General features: G+C 64.8%; 15 protein-coding genes. 6 read left to right on the forward strand and 9 right to left on the reverse strand.

The window, feature by feature from the left end:
- Window positions 1–35: 35 nt before the first annotated feature.
- Window positions 36–1463, reverse strand: a complete 1428-nt coding sequence (locus AVTE2539_RS20480) for a helix-turn-helix domain-containing protein (RefSeq protein ID WP_284413461.1) — start codon at window positions 1461–1463, stop codon at window positions 36–38.
- Window positions 1464–2095: 632 nt separating this feature from the next.
- Here AVTE2539_RS20480 and AVTE2539_RS20485 point away from each other — a divergent pair.
- Window positions 2096–2809 (forward strand): winged helix-turn-helix domain-containing protein, encoded by a 714-nt coding sequence (locus AVTE2539_RS20485; protein ID WP_284394261.1) that lies wholly within the window; start codon window positions 2096–2098, stop codon window positions 2807–2809.
- Window positions 2810–3119: 310 nt separating this feature from the next.
- Here the strand turns inward: AVTE2539_RS20485 and AVTE2539_RS20490 are convergent, their stop codons facing one another.
- The 8 genes from AVTE2539_RS20490 to sctU form a co-directional block, all read right to left on the reverse strand.
- Window positions 3120–3575 carry a CesT family type III secretion system chaperone gene (locus AVTE2539_RS20490; protein WP_272549503.1) on the reverse strand — a complete coding sequence of 152 codons (456 nt, stop codon included), beginning with the start codon at window positions 3573–3575 and terminating at the stop codon, window positions 3120–3122.
- On the reverse strand, window positions 3572–4612 hold the full coding sequence (locus tag AVTE2539_RS20495; protein ID WP_284413463.1) for a hypothetical protein: 1041 nt from the start codon (window positions 4610–4612) through the stop codon (window positions 3572–3574). Before AVTE2539_RS20495 ends, AVTE2539_RS20490 begins: the two co-directional genes overlap by 4 nt.
- A complete protein-coding gene (sctS, locus tag AVTE2539_RS20500; RefSeq protein ID WP_272565653.1) occupies window positions 4609–4872 on the reverse strand; it encodes a type III secretion system export apparatus subunit SctS in 264 nt (87 codons plus the stop codon). The genes AVTE2539_RS20495 and sctS overlap by 4 nt, the downstream gene beginning before the upstream one ends.
- Before the next feature lie 16 nt (window positions 4873–4888).
- Complete coding sequence (gene sctR / locus AVTE2539_RS20505) at window positions 4889–5560, reverse strand: type III secretion system export apparatus subunit SctR (protein WP_284394255.1); 672 nt, start codon at window positions 5558–5560, stop codon at window positions 4889–4891.
- Window positions 5557–6411: a FliM/FliN family flagellar motor switch protein gene (locus tag AVTE2539_RS20510; protein WP_284413465.1), complete on the reverse strand. Its 855-nt coding sequence runs from the start codon at window positions 6409–6411 to the stop codon at window positions 5557–5559. Before AVTE2539_RS20510 ends, sctR begins: the two co-directional genes overlap by 4 nt.
- Window positions 6412–6605: 194 nt before the next feature.
- On the reverse strand, window positions 6606–7370 hold the full coding sequence (locus AVTE2539_RS20515) for a type III secretion HpaP family protein (protein WP_284413467.1): 765 nt from the start codon (window positions 7368–7370) through the stop codon (window positions 6606–6608).
- 11 nt (window positions 7371–7381) lie between these two features.
- Complete coding sequence (sctV, locus tag AVTE2539_RS20520) at window positions 7382–9436, reverse strand: type III secretion system export apparatus subunit SctV (RefSeq protein ID WP_284413469.1); 2055 nt, start codon at window positions 9434–9436, stop codon at window positions 7382–7384.
- 27 nt (window positions 9437–9463) lie between these two features.
- Window positions 9464–10537 carry a type III secretion system export apparatus subunit SctU gene (gene sctU, locus AVTE2539_RS20525; RefSeq protein ID WP_284394250.1) on the reverse strand — a complete coding sequence of 358 codons (1074 nt, stop codon included), beginning with the start codon at window positions 10535–10537 and terminating at the stop codon, window positions 9464–9466.
- 247 nt (window positions 10538–10784) lie between these two features.
- Here sctU and AVTE2539_RS20530 point away from each other — a divergent pair, with 247 nt between their 5' ends.
- The 5 genes from AVTE2539_RS20530 (at window position 10785) to AVTE2539_RS20550 (ending at window position 16952) form a co-directional block, all read left to right on the forward strand.
- Window positions 10785–11321: a type III secretion protein gene (locus tag AVTE2539_RS20530; protein ID WP_284413471.1), complete on the forward strand. Its 537-nt coding sequence runs from the start codon at window positions 10785–10787 to the stop codon at window positions 11319–11321.
- Between the two features lie 7 nt (window positions 11322–11328).
- Complete coding sequence (gene sctT, locus AVTE2539_RS20535) at window positions 11329–12192, forward strand: type III secretion system export apparatus subunit SctT (protein ID WP_284413473.1); 864 nt, start codon at window positions 11329–11331, stop codon at window positions 12190–12192.
- Between the two features lie 319 nt (window positions 12193–12511).
- On the forward strand, window positions 12512–14077 hold the full coding sequence (locus tag AVTE2539_RS20540) for a hypothetical protein (protein ID WP_284413475.1): 1566 nt from the start codon (window positions 12512–12514) through the stop codon (window positions 14075–14077).
- 123 nt (window positions 14078–14200) lie between these two features.
- Entirely contained in the window at window positions 14201–16228 is a 2028-nt protein-coding gene (locus AVTE2539_RS20545) for a pectate lyase (RefSeq protein WP_284413478.1), read from the forward strand.
- Window positions 16229–16496: 268 nt separating this feature from the next.
- A complete protein-coding gene (locus tag AVTE2539_RS20550; RefSeq protein ID WP_284413480.1) occupies window positions 16497–16952 on the forward strand; it encodes a hypothetical protein in 456 nt (151 codons plus the stop codon).
- The last annotated feature ends 20 nt before the right edge of the window (window positions 16953–16972 follow it).

Below are 16972 nucleotides of genomic sequence, written 5' to 3' on the forward strand. Positions count from 1 at the left end.
CGGCGGGCGGCTGTCGCGCCCCGCCAGCCGTGATGTCAGTGCGCATCGGCGGGACGCCCGGCGGACAGCTTGAAGGCGTTGGCCAGCGTGGACCGGTTGCAGATGCCCCAGCGTGACGCGACGTCCAGCATGTGGGCCCGTCCGCCGGTTTCGCTCATCTCGCGCAGTTCGTCTTCGATGCGCTTCACGCGCTCGGTCCGGATCAGTTCGGCAGGCGTCATTCCCAGGTGGTTGCGGAACGCCAGTTGCAGCGCGCGTTCGGTGACCCCCAGGCGGCCTGCGATTTCACGCACCGAAAGGTTGGCGTCGTGCAGGTGCTCCACGATGTAGCGGTAGGCCGCGCGATAGCGGGGCGGCAGGCGCAACCCGGTCGTGTCCTGGGCCTGGGAGGGCAGGGTGGACGCGGCGCTGTTCATGCGCGCGAGCACCGTGTTGTGCACCACCCGCATGGCCTGGGCCACGTGGCGCTTGTACTGGCGCAGTGACTCGCCCAGCCGGCCTTCTTCCATGTGGATCTTGGACAGGCAGTACTGGATGTCCGACGCGTAAGGGTGCCGATCGACCTCGCGTTCGACGCTGGCCAGCGGCTGGATCACATCGCGGGCACCCGTGGCCGCCTTGTCGGTCAGCAATGCGAGGCAGGCTTCCACCCGTACTTGCGATTCCAGGCCGGCCAATTCGTGTTCGCGCAGCCAGCGCACGAAGCCCGCCACCGCCTCTTGCCGACTGGCGGGATGGTGTCCCAACAAGCCGCAGCGCAGGAAAGCCAAGCGGGCCCGCAGAAGCTCGGGCACGTGGGTGCTCGACTCGAGCGTTGCCAGTTCGGCCACCATCTCCGCCGCGGTGGGCAGATCGCGTGCCAGCGCCATGGCGGACTCCGAGAGTGCATGGTCGGTCAGTTCTTCATGGCGCAGCAGGTGCACCCGGGCCAGTACCTCCAGGCGGATCGCCCTGGCGTGCGGCTCCAGCATGGCTGCAGCGGCAGATTGGCAGAGCGCTTCCGCCTGGCGTGCGGTGGCCAGGGCTTCTGCATGCTGGCCCAGGGCCTGCAGCGACAGCGCCTTGCCGCAATGGCCTTCCACACGCAACTCAAGCGGGGCCTCGTGGTCGCCAGCCACGATCGACCAGCAAGCCACGGCGCGGGCGGGCTTGTTCAAATGATGAAAGAGCCAGGCCTGGTCCAGTGCCGACTGCCAGCGCACGTTGCTGCGCGAAACCTGGTCATAGGCCTTGAGTTGCTGGTGAAACACTTCGCTGGCCGCCTCTTCCATGCCAACCAGCAGCAGGCTGCGTCCGAGCAGCGCGCCTTCCTGTGGCGTGCCCGTATCACGCCCATTGCGCTCCAGGCGCCGGCGGCCGATGCCCGCTGCGTCCTTGACGCGCATGGCATGAATGAGATTGGAAAGCTCTGGCGCCTGGGCTTGGGCGCGCTGGCAGGTCAACGACAGAAGTGTGAGCAGCATGGGTCTTCGCGGTGTTGCCGCGCCTTTGATTGATGACCAGTCAATGCTAGGAACGGGCGTCCGGGCAATGCTCAACTTCCTTACGTTCAATCCTCAACTTTTGCTAATTGCCACGTTTTGTGGTGAGTGGCTTCGGATACCTTTGCACGCGTTGCCTGAAGCTATTGGCAGCACATCCGCTCCCCCGTTCATCCAATATTCATCGGCGAGTCACCGGTTTTTCATGAAGGGCTGTTTCTGCATTCATGCGAGGTGTTTAGAGTGAAATCAGGTCGTCGAGGACCGGATTTGCAGCGAGAGAGGGAGGCGCCGCGGATCCAGAACTGCCAGCAAAAAAACAGGGACTGCTGCGCCAGCCGATTGAGCGCACAAAGCCGGAGTTGGAGACTGATAAGGGACTGCTATGGCGTCGAATAGTTATTGCCTATAAGCAATTGACCTATCGAAAGGGCATACTGCAGAGAATATTTCGCTGATTCTGTTCCGCGGAAGGCCGGGAAAAAATTGCAAAATCTGTGACTATGTGTAGCAACCGGATGGCGATTTTTTGGCACCCACGCCCAGCTGAACAGGCCAGGGGGGCAGCGTGATGCGCCGCCATTTGTCGATATAAATTTGCGTCGAGGGATTCCATGAACATTGCTCTTCTTTCGCGTCGATCGACGGTGAACCAGTTCCTGGTGGATCTGCTTTCCCGTGGCGGAATTCAAGCCATGCTGCACGTCAGCATTGCGGCCTTCCGCATGCAAGTGAGGCAGCAGGCTTTTGATGCCGTGATCCTTGAAGACTGCGGAGGCACCTTGGCGGAAGATCTGGGATTGATCAAAACCTGCGTCTCCGATCAGGTTCCCGTCGTGGTGGTGGGGGCCGAATTGCACGCCGGCTTCGGCGTGGCTCTGGCCTGCGGTGCGGTGGACTACATCAGCCTTTCCCGCGTCGGGCATGACGAACTCAAGACCCGGCTGCGCGGCCACATGGAAGCCCAGGCGTTCCAGGCCGCCCACCCGATCGATGTCGACGGCTGCCGGCTCGACCCGGCCAGGCTTTGCCTCGTTCATGGGGACAAGACGGTGGGTCTCACGCACCGCGAATGCGAGCTGGCCTGCCTGCTGTTTTCCAAGCCCAACCAGGTGGTGTCTTTGCCCACGATCATCGCCAAGGTGTGGGGACGCTCGGTCGAGTCCAACAAACGCACCCTGGAGCAGCACATCTACAAGCTGCGCACCAAGCTGCGGGAGGCCGGTTGCCAACTGCGCGTCCAGGCGGCTTATGGACGCGGCTACCGGCTGCTGTCCCATGAGGGGACGGAAGCGGTCGGCAGCGAATACACCGCACTTTACTGGTAACGGCAGCAGGAACGTGCTCAATGTCTTTTTCGGGCCGTGCAGGTGACGTTTCGGAATCGGGTGCAAAGCGTGGTGCGCCACCCATTGCCTGGGACTTCGGCCAGCGCCACCACGCAGGCCGCCTGAAAAGGCATGGGTCCCGCGGGTTGGAGCGCAACCGGATGACGCAGCGTTCCGGCGGCTTGCGTGGGCACCCGCCCATGCGGTGCCACGGACCCCCACCCCGTCCGATTGCGTGCCAGCACGTGCTCCAAAAAAGACCTTGAACACGTTCTAGCCCGATCGGGGCAGGGCGGCGGGGGCCTGGGTTTCACACCTTGAGCCAGATGTAGTCCCCCGCACAGATGCCGTTGAAGGCTTCGTCGGTGGAACTCAGCACGTTGTCCTTCCAGTACCGTCCGTGCTCTGTGTAGTGGGTCAGTGTTTCGGCCAGCCAGGTCCCGGTGATTTCCGGTGTCATCGGCACCCGCACGATCAGGATGATGCCGCCCGTATCGGGGTTGATGCCCGCCTGGGCCTGATCCTGCGCATATACGGTGAGGTTGGCTTCCAGCAGGAGCCGGAAGATGGTCAGCGTGCGCCCTGCGGTGACGATGCCGAAATGGAAGTTGAGATACAGCGCGGCGGGGTCGTTCTCGTAGTGCGACAGCAGAACCTCGAACCCTTCGACCTCGATCCAGCCCTGTGCGAGCACCGCCTGCGGATCGGGCAAGTCGATGGCTTCGCACAACTCGGTGACCAGTTGGTTGTATTGGTCGAGACTCATGGTCGAACGGGCCGTTTCAGGGACTGGCTGGCCTGCAATTGCCGCTCTGCAGCGATGCTCGCCTGGGACGGCGTGCGCGGGAGATCGGTGCTCAGCAACGCGAGCGGCAGCAAGGCCTTGAGGTCTTTCATGCGAACGGTGTCACTGGCTGCATCGGGAGCGGGACCTCCGCACAGCAACAACGCCATCTTGACCCGCTGAAGGGTGCCCAATGCACCCCGCTCTTCGTGGTTTTGCAGGTACGCTGCCATCTCCGCCATGCCCCGAGTGGGGGTGGCAGCGAAGTGGGGCTTTCGGCTGTGCTCCCAAAGCCGCTGTGTGAGGACATGGGCCCGGTCTTGCACCGTGCCGGCGTAATGCCGCTGCAAAACCTGGTGGGCCGCCATGGCTCCCTCAGCGAAGCCCGATTTGGCCATTCGGCTTGCATGAGGGTTGTCACGTGAACTTCCTTGATCGCCTTTGCCAGACCCTGACCCTGACCCTGACCCTGACCCTGACCCGGAGCCGGAACCGGAACCCGACCCGGAGCCAGATCCCGAGCCGGAACCAGATCCAGAGTTGCCGCCTTCGGAGTTCTCTTGGGAGTCCCCCTTGTCACGGCTGCTGCTTCCTTGTCGCAGAAAGCTGTCCAGCGCCGTGGGCTCGTTCCCGGTGTCCCGCAGCGATTCCCGGTACCGCGCATAGCGCTCTCCGCGGTCGTCGTCGAGGGCCGCTTTCCACCGCTCGGCAGATCCCAGCCGTGCTTCGGATTCTTCGGGATCGGTTTGCAGGATTTCGAGCGGAATGTCCTGCCCTGGCGCAAAAAGCGGGGCATCGGGCTGGCCGGGGAGTCGGGTCTGCTTGGGTGGCAAGGGCAGCGGCGGCCGGGGGACCGTACGGAAAATGTAGTCACCGAACCGGCCCTGCTGCATGAGCGAGGCGCTGCGCGCGGCTTGCTCATGCTGCACTGCGATCAAGTGGTTGTGTTCGCGCAGGCGCAACTGCTTGAGCCGCTGCAACTGCTGCAGCCCGCGGAAGAGCGGCGCGTTGGGGTTCATGGCGTGAACGTGGCGGCAAGTAGCCTCTGGGAGAACTGCAACACGGTGGTCCCGACCCACGGGGCGGAGACCGCAACGGTGACGGTCACGCAGATCAGCTTGATGCCTTGCGAAATGGCAGCATCCTGGAGCGAAGTCACGGCTTGCACGAGCGCCACCAGCAAACCGACGATGGCCGCCACGGCCACGGCAGGCAGCGAAAGAATGAGGCACAGCATCAGTGCTTCGGACGTCAGTTGAACGATGTTGTCGTGTGTCATGGCGTTGCGAGCTCCGTCATCGGTAGGTCAGCACGAGTCCGTGCATGACCTGGGACCACCCGTCGAGCACGACGAACAGCAGCAGCTTGAAAGGGATGGCGATGTTGGTGGGCGACACCTGAGACAGGCCCATGGCCAGCAGCACGTTGGCGATGACCAGTTCCACGATCACGAAGGACAGATACAGCAGGAAGCCGATGCGAAAGGCGGCCGTCAGCTCCGTCAGCAAGAAAGCGGGGGCCACCACGATCAGGTCGTCGACCAGCAGTGCCTTGGCGCGTTCCTGGGGCCATATCGCCTGTGCCGACTTCAGGAAAAATGCTTTTTCGGCCGGGTGCGCGTGCTTGACGAGGAACTGCCGGAACGGTTCCTTCGCGGCGGAAGCGGCTGCCAACAGCTGCTGAGTGTTCGACGTCTGCGATGACGGCGGCCCGTTCTGGATTTTGTCGGCCGCCTCCATGGCGACCGGCGCCATGACGTAGATCGAAATGATGATGGCGATGCCGTTGAGCACCATGTTGGGCGGCACCTGCTGGATGCCCAGCGCGTTGCGCAACAAGCCCAGCACCACCACCACCTTGGTGTACGAGGTCACCACCATGGCCGCGAACGGCAGCACCGCCAGCGCCATCAGGGCGATGAACAGCGAGATGGGGTCCAGCCCCTGGACGGATGACAACGGGGTCATGGCAAGTCTTGTGGTGGTGCTTCGGCCGCCTGGCTGAGCCCCATGCGCTCGATGCGCACGCCGAGCTGCTCGCCGATGACGATCAGGCGGCCGGTACCGACCACCTGGTCGTGGCAAACGAGGCGCACCAGTGCTTCGCGCACGGGCATGTCCAGCGTGATGACCGAGCCCGGTCCGAAGGCCGCGAGATCGTCAAGCCGGACACGGGCGCTGTCTATCTCGAACGCCACGGGGATGGACAGCTTTCCGATGGCACCGATTTCCGCACCCGCTGGCAGGTCGTGCTCCGGGATGGGTTCGCTGCCGGGCTGAGGTGCCCCGTCGAGCGTGGCTTCGTGCGAGTCGATATCGAGTTGTGCAGTGGTTTCCATGGAGACGCCCATTCCAAAAGACAAGTGGCAATGCAAAGAGGCCGAAGCGCCGGCGGGCACGCCTGTGAGCAGCACGTCGCCCGCCCTGACCGAGCCCAGTTCGGAGGCGCCATACGTCTTGCGCGTAAGCCGAATACGGCAGGCCACGCGCAAGCCGAGAAGGTGGCTTGCGTCGCTTCGGACCGAGGAAGCCAGCAGCGCCTGGATCTGCCCGGCCATCGCTTCGTCGATGGCCTGCAGCCCGATGCGGCGATTTCTTGCGGTGATCTCGAAAGGCGCAGCGCCGGAGTCCAGCTGCATCCCATGCAGCACCAGGCCTGCGAAGCGTGACTGGAACGGGGCGAGCGGCTGGGCCAGTAGCGACTGCGCAACGTCCCGCGCCAGCGCGGGGTCCGGCAGGCGCGCCGCCATCTCCAGCGCAGGCCAGTCGGTCCTGGGGACCGACAGCCGCATCGTGCCCTGCGCCGACCGAAATTCCATGCTGATGCGTTTGCCGGATCGACCGGGTGCCCGGCTGATCGACGCACCCGTTTGTCCCGAAAGGGCCCGGACCCAACGCACGAACCGCCGATCGAACATCACCCGCGCCAGACGGGCTTCGCCGTGGTCCATGGGCGGTAGATACCTTGCGAGGTCGCTTAAGGGGAAAGCCGGTGGCTTGACAGCGTTCAAGGTCATTCCAGGTCAATGTCGATGCTTCGGTGGGCCGTGCCCAGGCGGGCAAGCAACCCGTGCAGTTGATCGCGATGCTTTGAGATTAGGTGGCGGGACTCGGACGACACCGTTCGGAAGCGAAGCGTCATGGCATAGGACGAAAGCCCCAGCGCCAGTTCGCATTCCGGCAGTACCTTGGGGTCCATGGGCACCGTGACGGCCCAGGACTGGAAGGCCGGGTCTGCCCGCAGGCACAGATCGGTAATGGTTTGCGCGGTATCCCGCAGCCATTGCGGCGGCTCCGCATCCGTGGCGGTACCGGTGGCCCCGACGGCGTGCACGGGTGGCCGGTCGTCGGGCAGGTCTTGCCCCGCTTCCCCGGGGGCGGGTGTGCGTGCCAGTGGCGGCGGCACGGTATCGCCCTGGATGAAGAAATATTGCGGTGGCAATGGGTCCGGCGTCGCTGCCTGCGGCGCAGGAGCGGGCGGTGCGTTGTCGTCCCGCTCTTCTTCGTGCGGCGAATCGCCTTGCGAGTCGGCCTGCTCCCGAGGCTCTCCCTCGCCCGAGTCCGTGGGATCGGGCGGGGCGCCGTCCGCAGCCATGGCGAAGGGATCGGTGGACTCGATCGCCTCGCCTTCGGCGGGGGCTTCCTGCGGCAGTGCGGGGGGGAACAGCTCGCGGCGAAACCGCTCTTGCGAGTTCGGCCGCAGCAGCGCGGCGGTGGCCGCCACTGCGGGGTGCGCGACGTGGCGCAGGGTGTGATCTGGGCGCTGAAGAGAACTCATGGCCGCGGGCCTCAGGAAACGCGGCCGATAGGCCGCAGTTCCACCTGGGTTCCCAACTCCTGGAACGAGTACACGCGCAGCCAGTCGAGGCGGCTTTCGATCATCTTCTTGACATAGCGGCGAATGTCCATCGACGTCACCAAGGCCACGCCGGGCTGCCTTGCGGTGTCCGCAACCGCGGCGATGCGCTCGGTCAGGTCGCGCGCGTCGTCGGGCGACATGGCCAGGTAGTTCCCCGCCGGCGTGGGCTTGATGCAGCCGCGGATCGCCTGTTCGATGTCCGGATCGAGCAAGATGGCCGACAGATGCCGCTGGCCACTGGTCGCCTCGTGCGCGAGATAGCGACCCAGGTCGGAGCGCACGTACTCGGTGAGCAGCAGCAGGTCTTTTTCCTTGGGTCCCCAGACGATCAGGCTCTCGAAAATGCTGCGAATGTTGCGGATCGGCACCTGTTCTTCCAGCAGCCTGCGCAGCACCTCTGCCATGCGCTGCAGGGGCATGATCTTCTGCACCTCGGCCACGAGACCGGGGTATTCCGGCGTGCTGCGTTCGATCACCCACTGCACCTCCTGAACCCCCATGAACAGGTGGGCGTGCCGCTGCAGCATGCCGACGACTTCGCGCGCGATGACCTGCTCCACATCGATGCATACGCCTTCGCGTTGGGCGATGGGCACGGCCTCCGGTGCCAGCCACAGCGAGACCTCGCTGCCCAGCGCGGGTCCGTGTTGCTGGGCCGATGCGGCCAGTGGCGATTGGGGGTCGAGCAGCAGCAGCATGCGGCCCGGCAGTTCCGGCTGCGCCACCGGAACGTCGTTGATCAGCACCTCGTAACGCAGGCCGGCCAGTTCGGTGGCCACCCACATCGCAGCGCCGGGAAACGGCAGGCCCAGCCGGGATTGCAGTCCTTCCCGTTCCTTGTTGAGCGCGCCGTTGAGCCGCTCGGCATCGATCAGCTGGCCCAAAGCATCCGACATGCGGATCGACAGCGGCTTGGCGAACTCGGGGGCTTTTTCCTGGATGGAGGGCGCGTCTCCCTTGGCCCCCTCGCGCATCAGGGCCGCGATCGGCTTGGACAGCGAATTGCCCGCGAGCTGGGTGCGTTTCTTGGTGAGGAAGTGCCCGCCAGCGACCAGCCCGCCCGCCAGCAGGGCGAACGGCACCATCGGAAAGCCCGGAATGAATCCGAAGCCCGCCGTGAGCGCCGCCGCCAGGTACATCGAACGGGGATTGCGGGTCAGTTGCTCGGTCATGTCCTGGCCGAGCGAGGTGGGCTTTTTCTTGTGCTCGTCGGTCACCCGGGTGGTGAGAACGCCGGCCGCCATACAGATGAAGAGGGCCGGAATCTGCGACACCATGGCATCGCCGATGGACAGCACCGCGAAGCGATTGGCCGCTTCGCCAGCGGTCATGTTGTGGTACATGATGCCCACCACGACCCCGGCGAGGATGTTCACCATCGTGATGATCAGCCCGGCGATGGCGTCGCCTTTCACGAACTTCATCGCGCCGTCCATGCCGCCGTGCAGCATGCTTTCCATTCCGAGGTGAGCGCGTTTTCGCTTGGCTTCATCGGGCGTCAGCAGGCCCGCGCGCAAGTCGGCGTCGATGCTCATCTGCTTGCCGGGCAGGGCATCCAGCGTGAAGCGCGCACCGACTTCCGCCACGCGCTCCGAGCCCTTGGCGATCACGATGAACTGGACGATGGTGATGACCAGGAACACCACGATCCCCACCACCAGATTGCCGCCCACCACCAGCTGCCCGAAGCTCTCGATCAGGTGGCCTGCATCGGCATGCAGCAAGATCGCCTTGGTGGAGGCAATGTTCAGCGCCAGCCGGAACAGCGTGGTGAACAGCAGCAGCGAAGGAAAGGTCGAAAGCGACAGCGCGTCCGGTATAAACAGCGTGGTCATCAGCAGCAGGATGCTCACCGTGAGGTTGATGGCCAGCAGCGCATCGATGAGCATGGTCGGCAGCGGAAGGATCATCAGCGCGATCACGCCGACGAGAAAGCCCGCCATCGTCATGTCGTTGACCAGGGTGGAGTCGAAGCGTTTGGCCATTGGGGTGTTCCTGGTGGTGAAGGCTTGTCAGGGAGGAGAGGTGTTTGCGGCTGTGCCGCCACCGAACTGGTCGAGCTCTGCGACCCAGCGCAGCACGACGGCGACGGACTCGAGCAGCTCTTCGGAAATGGGTTGGTTCAGCGGCAGGCGGTGCAGCGCGCGGGCCAGGGGCGGGTTGGCGATGATCGGAACACCGTGCTTTGCGGCCAGCCCGCGGATCACTGCGGCCTGTGCATCCATCCCCTTGGCCACCACGATCGGCAGGGGCGTCACGCCCTCCTCGTAGAGCAGGGCCACGGCATAGTGGGTCGGGTTGGTGACCACCACGGTGGCGCCTGGCACGCGTTCCTGCGGTGGACTGTTGGCCAGTTCGTCGCGCAGCGAGCGCTGCTGACCCTTCACGTGGGGGTCTCCGTCGCTGTCCTTGCGCTCGCGCTTGATGTCGTCCTTGCTCATGCGCTGGTCGCGCATGAACAGCCAGCGCTGCAAGCCGAAATCCACGGGCCCGATGATCACGAACACCAGGCACGAAAACCCGATCAGCCGCAGGATGGCGCTCCACGCCACCTGGCCCGCGCCCTGGGCGGAGAGGTAGGCCGAGCCCACCAGCAGTGGCACGAGGCTGAGCACGATTTGCCAGATCACGGCTCCCAGTGCCACGGCCTTTACCACCGACTTGCAGAACTCGATGATCGAGCGTGCGTTGATCAGTTTCTTGAGGCCTTCGGCGGGGTTCAGTTTCTCGAATTTCGGCTGGATGGCTTCGAACGAAATGATCACCCCCACCTGGCCCATCATGGCAATGATCGCCACCAGCACGGAGACGATGACCAGGGAGAACGCGGCGATCGCGCCGTCCAGCACCATGGAGGAAATCAGCGCCAGAACCTCCTGCGTGTCCTGCGCCTGCATGCCTTGGTGCATGGCGGTCTTCACCACCTTCGCGATGTGGTCGTAGAGCATGGGGCCGGAGCCGATCAGCACCAGCAGCGAGGCCACCAGGATGGCCGCGGCCACGACGTCCTGGCTCTTGGGGACCTCGCCCTTCTTGCGGGCGTCCAGGAGCTTCTTGTCTGTGGGTTCTTCCGTTTTTTCTGACATGGCGTGGGCTCGTTGGTCGCGGGGCGCGATGGGTTCTTGCAATCTAGCTCTGCACGCCGCCTGGCACGCGATCGATGCGAAGTCCTTGCCCTTGCAGACGAACGTGACGGATCGCAGTCCTGCGCTGCGTGCCCACATTCGCATTGCCGTGACTGCCTTCGTTCGAGCTCCATGGCGCGAGGCCGCGCGCTTCTAGTCTTGCCGCCAGAAGGTCGATCGATGTCGGTCGGCCGCTGGAGAGGGATTCATGAGCACGATCAAGGGGTTGCGCATCCTGGTGCGCCTGAAGAAGCGGCGCGTCGAGCAGAGCGAAGCGGCATTGCAGGAGAGCGCCCGGCAGCGCGACCGCGAGCAGGCCGCGCACGAAGCGGCCGTGGCCGAGGAGGCGCAGGTGCGCCAGGCCGAGAGCGACGTGCGCGGCCGGATCGCCTCGACCACCGAGCGTCCGCAAGGTTTTCATGCGCAGGAAGTGGTCACGCTGCAAATTCTGGTCAAAGAGGCCGAAGTGCGCAGCGCCGATGCCGGCAAGCTGACGCAGCGCGCTGCAACCCAGGTGGAGGCGGCCGTGCAGCGGGTGGCCGAGCGCGAGTTCGCCCTGCGGCGGGCAACGCAGCAACTGGAGGCGACCGAGGCCCGGCTGGAGCGGGCCGTGCAGGAGGCGGAGCGGGCCCAGGAAGACGCGCAGGACGAGGAGGCCGAGGAAACGGCCGTCGCTCGCATGCTGGCCTGCTCCCGTGCCGCTGCGCGCACGCGATTGCAGCTGGCGCGCGGCGCCAGGGCATGAGGTGGCGATGGACCCCTCCATGCAGCAGGGGCTGGGCCTTTTCCAGCTGACCCTCGATCTCAAGGGCTTCTTTGCCGTGCTGGCACTGTCCACCGCGCGCATCTATGCCGCCATGCTCGTCATGCCGGCAACGAACGACATGCTCCTGTATGGACGCACGCGCGGCGGGCTCGTGCTCGTGCTGGGCGCCTTCGTGGCCTGGGGCCAGCCGAACGAGCTGCTGCACTCGCTGACCGCCGTGGACATGGCGGTGCTGGTGCTCAAGGAGGGCGTCATCGGAATGCTGATCGGGTTCGCGGTCGGCACCGTCTTTTGGGTGGCCGAGAGCGTGGGCATGCTCATCGACAACCAGACCGGCTACAACAACATTCAGCAGACCAATCCGCTCAGTGGCCAGCAGAGCACGCCGGTGGGCAACCTGCTGTCGCAACTGGCCATCGTCGGCTTCTACATGCTGGGGGGCATGCTGGTCTTCATCGGCCTGCTGTTCGACTCGTACGAGTGGTGGCCGCTCACGGGCGTCATGCCCAGTTGGCCGGTGCTGATGGAGCGGTTCCTGCCGACCGAAGTCACCAACTACGCCGAAACCGTGCTCAAGATCGCCGGACCGGTGATCGTGATCCTGATGCTCATCGATCTGGGCATCGGCTTGCTCGGCAAGGCCGCAGAAAAACTGGAGCCCAACAGCCTTGCGCAGCCCATCAAGGGTGCGACGACCATGCTGCTGCTGGTGCTCCTGGTGGGCGTCTTCTTCCAGCAGGTGCGGCCGCAGCTCACGATGCGGCCCGTGGCCGAGCGCATCAAGCGCCTGCTGTCGCCTGCGGCCTCGCCCCCTGCCTCACCCCGTTCGCCGGCGGTGCCACATGGCTGACGGTGAGGGCAATCGGCAGGCCGCTCAGCCCCGCCTTCGAAGCTGGGCCGCGAGCCTGTCCCATGCATTGGCGGCGCGCCGATGCGCTGTGTCGGGAGGGCTTGGACGTCCCCTCGTGCCGGCGCGCTTGCAGTGTCCCAGCGATGTGCATCGTGGGGCCGGGGTCTCCCACCACGTATCGATCCGCTCGCCACCGCACTCAGGCATTTCCTCCAAGCCCGTGCCCTCGCGCAACACGGTGGATCCCTCCGCCGCATTTCCCTGTCTGAACCGCCATGGGGTGGGCAGCCATTTCTTCACTTTGCCTTAAGGAGTCAGCATGTCAGTCAATTTTCAAACCCAGGCACCGGCCAGGTTCAATAACCTGGACTCGTTGTCTGAAAGCCCCCAGAACTCGTCCCAGAAGCTGCAGGACGAACTGCTTCAGCTGGTCGTGCTGCTGTTGCAGCAAGTCATGAAGGCAGCGGACAAGGACGGATCCGACAGCAAAACGGGCGGCACTGACGGTGTGTCCGGCAAGGGTGGCGCTGGTGGCGCTGGCGGCGCCAACGGAGATACCGGCACGGGCAAGGGCCAGGGGGCTGCCGGCCTGATCCAGCAGTTCGGCGAATTGCTGCAGCAGATCGCCAAGTCCATGGAGCAAAACGGGCAGAAAAATCCGGCGAACAGTCTGGCCAATGGCATCGCGGACAAGCTTGGCGGTGGGGATGGCGGTGGCGGTGGCGGCACGCTCGATGGAATGGGCAAGGACGGCGGTGGTGGCAGCCTGATGCAGCAACTGGGCGAGAGCTATCTGCGCCAGCTCCTTGACAAGATGTCGACCGGCGGCTCGGGCGGAGCAGGTCAAGCCGATGGGGGTGGCGGAAGCGGCGGCGGCAATGCCGGAGCCAGTGGAATTGGCGATCTGGCCAAACAGTTCATCGAAGCGCTGATGACGGGCGGTTCAGGTGCGGTGGAAAGCCTGGGCAAGCAGAACGGCGCGGGTGGTTCTGGAGGCTCGGACGGCGCAGGCGGCGCTGGCGGTACGGAGGGTGCCGGTGGCGCTGGCGGTACCGAGGGCGCGGACGGCGCGCAAGGTGGCGAAGGCCAGTCGTCGATCCAGCAACTGCTGCAGGTGCTCGAGCAGATCCTGAAACTCCTGCAAGGCGGAAAAACGGACGGCTCCGGTGGTGGCGGCGATGGCGCAGGCGATGCCAAGGGATCCGGCGGCGCCGGCAATACCGGCGGCTCCGAGGGAAGCACCAATGCCGGTGGCGCGGATGGCGCTGGCGGCGGTGGCAATACCGATGGCGCTGGCGAGGCCGGTGGCGCCGGTGGCGCGGACGGTTCCGCCCAGGGGCAGGGCTCTCCGGGTGATGTTCTCAAGCAATTGGTCGAGGGTCTCCTCAAGGGTGACAGCAGCGCGCTGGACAAGCTGGCCAATGGCGATAAGCAAAACGGCGGTGCTCAGGATGCAACCCAGCAATTGATGGAGTTGCTGCAAAAGCTGATCGAACTCCTGACGGGCAAGAAGTCCGATGAGTCGGGCAGTGAATCGGGCGGTGGCGGTGGTGGTGGCGGCACGCAGCCTTCGACCAATGGCGGTGGCGGCGGCACACAGCCCTCGACCAGTGGCGGTGGCGGCGGCACACAGCCCTCGACCAGTGGCAGCGGTGGTGGTAGCACGCAACCTTCGACCGATGGTGGTGGAGGTGGCCACGGCACGAAACCTTCGACCGGCAGCGACGACGTCAGTACGAAACCTCCCGTGGGTGATGGTGGTGGAGCCGACAAGCCTTCGACAGGCAAGCCTTCCGAAGCACCGCCACCGACGGGTCCGGACTCGGACAGCAAAGTCACAAACACGCCCCCTGCAAGGGACGAGAAGACCACCAATCAGCCTTAAGGAATCACCATGTCAGTCAATTTTCAAACCCAATCCTTCAATCGGCTCAACAGCCTGAATTCGCTGTCTGAAAACCCGCAGAACTCGTCCCAGAAGCTGCAGGACGAAATGCTTCAACTGGTCGTGCTGCTGCTGCAGCAGATCATGAAGGCCACGGGCAAGGATGGTTCCGGCAATAAGACGGGCGCCGGCGACGGGGTATCGGGAAAGGGCGGCGCCGGCGGTGCCAACGGGGATGCCGGCACCGGCAAGGGCCAAGGCGTTGCTGGCCTGCTGCAGCAGTTCGGCGAACTGCTGCAGCAGATCGCCAAGTCCATGGAACAGAACTCTCAGAAAAATCCAGCCAACGATCTGGCCAACCGCATTGCCGACAAGCTCGGTGGCGGAGGGGACAATACGCTCGATGAAATGGGCAAGGATGGCGGCAGCGGCGGCGGCAACCTGCTGGAGCAACTGGGCGAGGCGTACTTGCGCCAGATGCTGGGCAAGCTCGGTGGCGGTACTGGCGGCACGAACCAGGCCAATGGCGGCGGCAGCGGCGGCAATGGCAATGCAAGCGGCAACGACATCGGCGATCTGGCCAAGCAGTTCATCGAAGCGCTGCTGACGGGTGGATCGGGTGCTGTGGAAGACCTGGGCAAGCAGAACGGCTCTGGTGGCGCCGGCAACACCGGTGGCACGGGCAATACGGGCGGCACGGAAGGTGCCGGGGGCGCGGAAGGCGCCGATGGCCAGTCCCCGATCCAGCAGTTGCTGGAGGTGCTCGTCCAGATTCTGCAGGTCTTGCAAGGCGGCAAGGCGGACGGCTCCAGTGGAAGCGGAGGCTCGGGCGGCACCGAGGGTTCCGGGGGCACTGGCAGTTCCGGGAACACCGGTGGGGCCACAGATACCGGGGGCGCTGGCGGCGCTGATGAAACCAGCGGCGCCGGTGACTCTTCCACGGGCCAGGGCTCGATAGGCGACGTTCTGAAGCAACTGGTGGATTCACTCCTGAAGGGCGACAGCAGCGCATTGGACAAGCTGGCCAATGGCGGCAAGCAAAACGGCGGTGCCCAGGGTGCGACCCAGCAGCTGATGGAACTGCTGCAGAAGCTGATCGAACTCCTGACTGGCAAAAAGCCTGACGAGTCCAATAGTGGGTCGGGCGGCGGCGGCGGCACGCAGCCTTCGACCGGTGGTGGCGGTGGTGGCGGCGGCACACAGCCTTCGACCGGTGGTGGCGGTGGTGGCGGCGGCACACAGCCTTCGACCGGTGGTGGCGGTGGTGGCGGCGGCACACAGCCTTCGACCGGTGGCGGCGGTGGTGGCGGCGGCACGCAGCCTTCGACCGGTGGTGGCGGTGGTGGCGGCGGCACACAGCCTTCGACCGGTGGTGGCGGTGGTACGAAGCCACCAGTGGGTGATGGTGGTACGGATAAGCCTTCCACCGACAAACCTTCCACCGGCGGTCCAACGACCGGCACCAAGCCTTCCGAGACCACCCCCACCACGGGTTCTGGCTCGGCCGGCAAGGTGACGAGCATCCCGCCGTACGACGCCGAGAAGATCCAGAACGAAACCATCGTCGTGAAGGCGGGGCAAACCTTCGATGGCTTGAAGGAGTACGGCAAGATGATGCATCTCAAGGCCGGCCCCGCCCTGGGCGATGGTGGCCAGGGCGAAAGCCAGAAACCGCTGTTCGTGCTGGAACCCGGTGCGACCCTGAAGAATGTCCAGATTTCCGGTGCAGACGGCATTCACACCATGGGCGACGCCACGATCGATGGCGTGTTCGGTCGCGATGTGGGCGAAGATTTCATGACGATGAAGGGCGAGGGCAACGTGGTGTTCAAGAACGGCGGCGCGGCGAATGCCACCGACAAGACGTTCCAGCTCAACCACGGTGGTTCCTTCTCCATCGACAACTCCTTCTTCGATGGCACCAGCAAGCTGGTGCGCACCAACGGCGGCAAGGACTTCCCGATCGACATCTCGATCACCAACTCGACGATCAGGAACGTCAAGGAAGCCGTGGTCCGCACGGATGCGACGCAGGCCAATATCAAGCTGGCCAACAACGACATCAGCGACGCTCCCCACGATGTGCTCGCACCCGCTGCCGCAAAGGTGGAAGGTGCGCAGAGCCGCAGTACGAAGGCGTACACCGGCTGATGAAAAGGCTGAAAGTCTGCTGACTCATGCCGGCAGGCTTTTCAGTCCATCCGCTGCCGCAGCGGTTCTTGCGCGCGCAGTGGCCGTTGCATTCAGGCACTCGCCTGAATGCCAGCCGTTGCGCCCGCATGCGGAGCTCCAAGTATTCGCATGGGCGCCGCCTTGGCCCCGGCAGCGGTACCGCCAGCGCGATGCCGTTTCCTCGGCACCACTCCTGCCTTGTTGTTCTTTCTTCTCCAATCCCCATCCATTCGTCATAGGACACCCCATGAGCGCTCCATCCTCCGTTGCTCGCGTGCCCGATTCCGCAACGCGCATCCAGATCGATTTTCTGACCCAGTTGGCGGTGCACATCGGGTTGCGTGCAGAAGACGGCCTCTCCCTGATGGCTCCGCAGGTCATCAGCGGGCCGGCCGGTCTGGCCGGCCGCTTTCATTTGCATCCTGAACAGGCCGCGGTGCTGCCCGAAGTGCTGCTGCCGGTCGCTGCGCAAGAGCTGGCTGGCCCCGAGGTCCTGAGGCTTTTGACGTTGCAGGCCGCGATCCTGAAAGAGTTCGGCTGGTATCTGGGCGCATCCGCCGAAGGCATGCTGCAGCTCAGTTCGCTGTCCTGGATCGAGGCGCCGCAAGACGCGGCCACCGCCATGGACATGCTCAACGGCATCGGGGCCAGCGTGCTGCAGGCACTGCTGGACGAGCCCGCGCCAGCGCCGTCCTCGGCTTGAGACCGGCTGACCCTCCGTTT

The organism is Acidovorax sp. SUPP2539 (assembly GCF_030158975.1).
Lineage (GTDB): Bacteria > Pseudomonadota > Gammaproteobacteria > Burkholderiales > Burkholderiaceae_C > Paracidovorax.

Excerpts from the sequence above, each read along its gene's own strand:
- AVTE2539_RS20480 (WP_284413461.1), bottom strand. The coding sequence starts at position 1,463 with ATGCTGCTCACACTTCTGTCGTTGACCTGCCAGCGCGCCCAAGCCCAG.
- AVTE2539_RS20485 (WP_284394261.1), top strand. The coding sequence starts at position 2,096 with ATGAACATTGCTCTTCTTTCGCGTCGATCGACGGTGAACCAGTTCCTG.
- AVTE2539_RS20490 (WP_272549503.1), bottom strand. The coding sequence starts at position 3,575 with ATGAGTCTCGACCAATACAACCAACTGGTCACCGAGTTGTGCGAAGCC.
- AVTE2539_RS20495 (WP_284413463.1), bottom strand. The coding sequence starts at position 4,612 with ATGAACCCCAACGCGCCGCTCTTCCGCGGGCTGCAGCAGTTGCAGCGG.
- sctS (WP_272565653.1), bottom strand. The coding sequence starts at position 4,872 with ATGACACACGACAACATCGTTCAACTGACGTCCGAAGCACTGATGCTG.
- sctR (WP_284394255.1), bottom strand. The coding sequence starts at position 5,560 with ATGACCCCGTTGTCATCCGTCCAGGGGCTGGACCCCATCTCGCTGTTC.
- AVTE2539_RS20510 (WP_284413465.1), bottom strand. The coding sequence starts at position 6,411 with ATGGAATTTCGGTCGGCGCAGGGCACGATGCGGCTGTCGGTCCCCAGG.
- AVTE2539_RS20515 (WP_284413467.1), bottom strand. The coding sequence starts at position 7,370 with ATGAGTTCTCTTCAGCGCCCAGATCACACCCTGCGCCACGTCGCGCAC.
- sctV (WP_284413469.1), bottom strand. The coding sequence starts at position 9,436 with ATGGCCAAACGCTTCGACTCCACCCTGGTCAACGACATGACGATGGCG.
- sctU (WP_284394250.1), bottom strand. The coding sequence starts at position 10,537 with ATGTCAGAAAAAACGGAAGAACCCACAGACAAGAAGCTCCTGGACGCC.
- AVTE2539_RS20530 (WP_284413471.1), top strand. The coding sequence starts at position 10,785 with ATGAGCACGATCAAGGGGTTGCGCATCCTGGTGCGCCTGAAGAAGCGG.
- sctT (WP_284413473.1), top strand. The coding sequence starts at position 11,329 with ATGGACCCCTCCATGCAGCAGGGGCTGGGCCTTTTCCAGCTGACCCTC.
- AVTE2539_RS20540 (WP_284413475.1), top strand. The coding sequence starts at position 12,512 with ATGTCAGTCAATTTTCAAACCCAGGCACCGGCCAGGTTCAATAACCTG.
- AVTE2539_RS20550 (WP_284413480.1), top strand. The coding sequence starts at position 16,497 with ATGAGCGCTCCATCCTCCGTTGCTCGCGTGCCCGATTCCGCAACGCGC.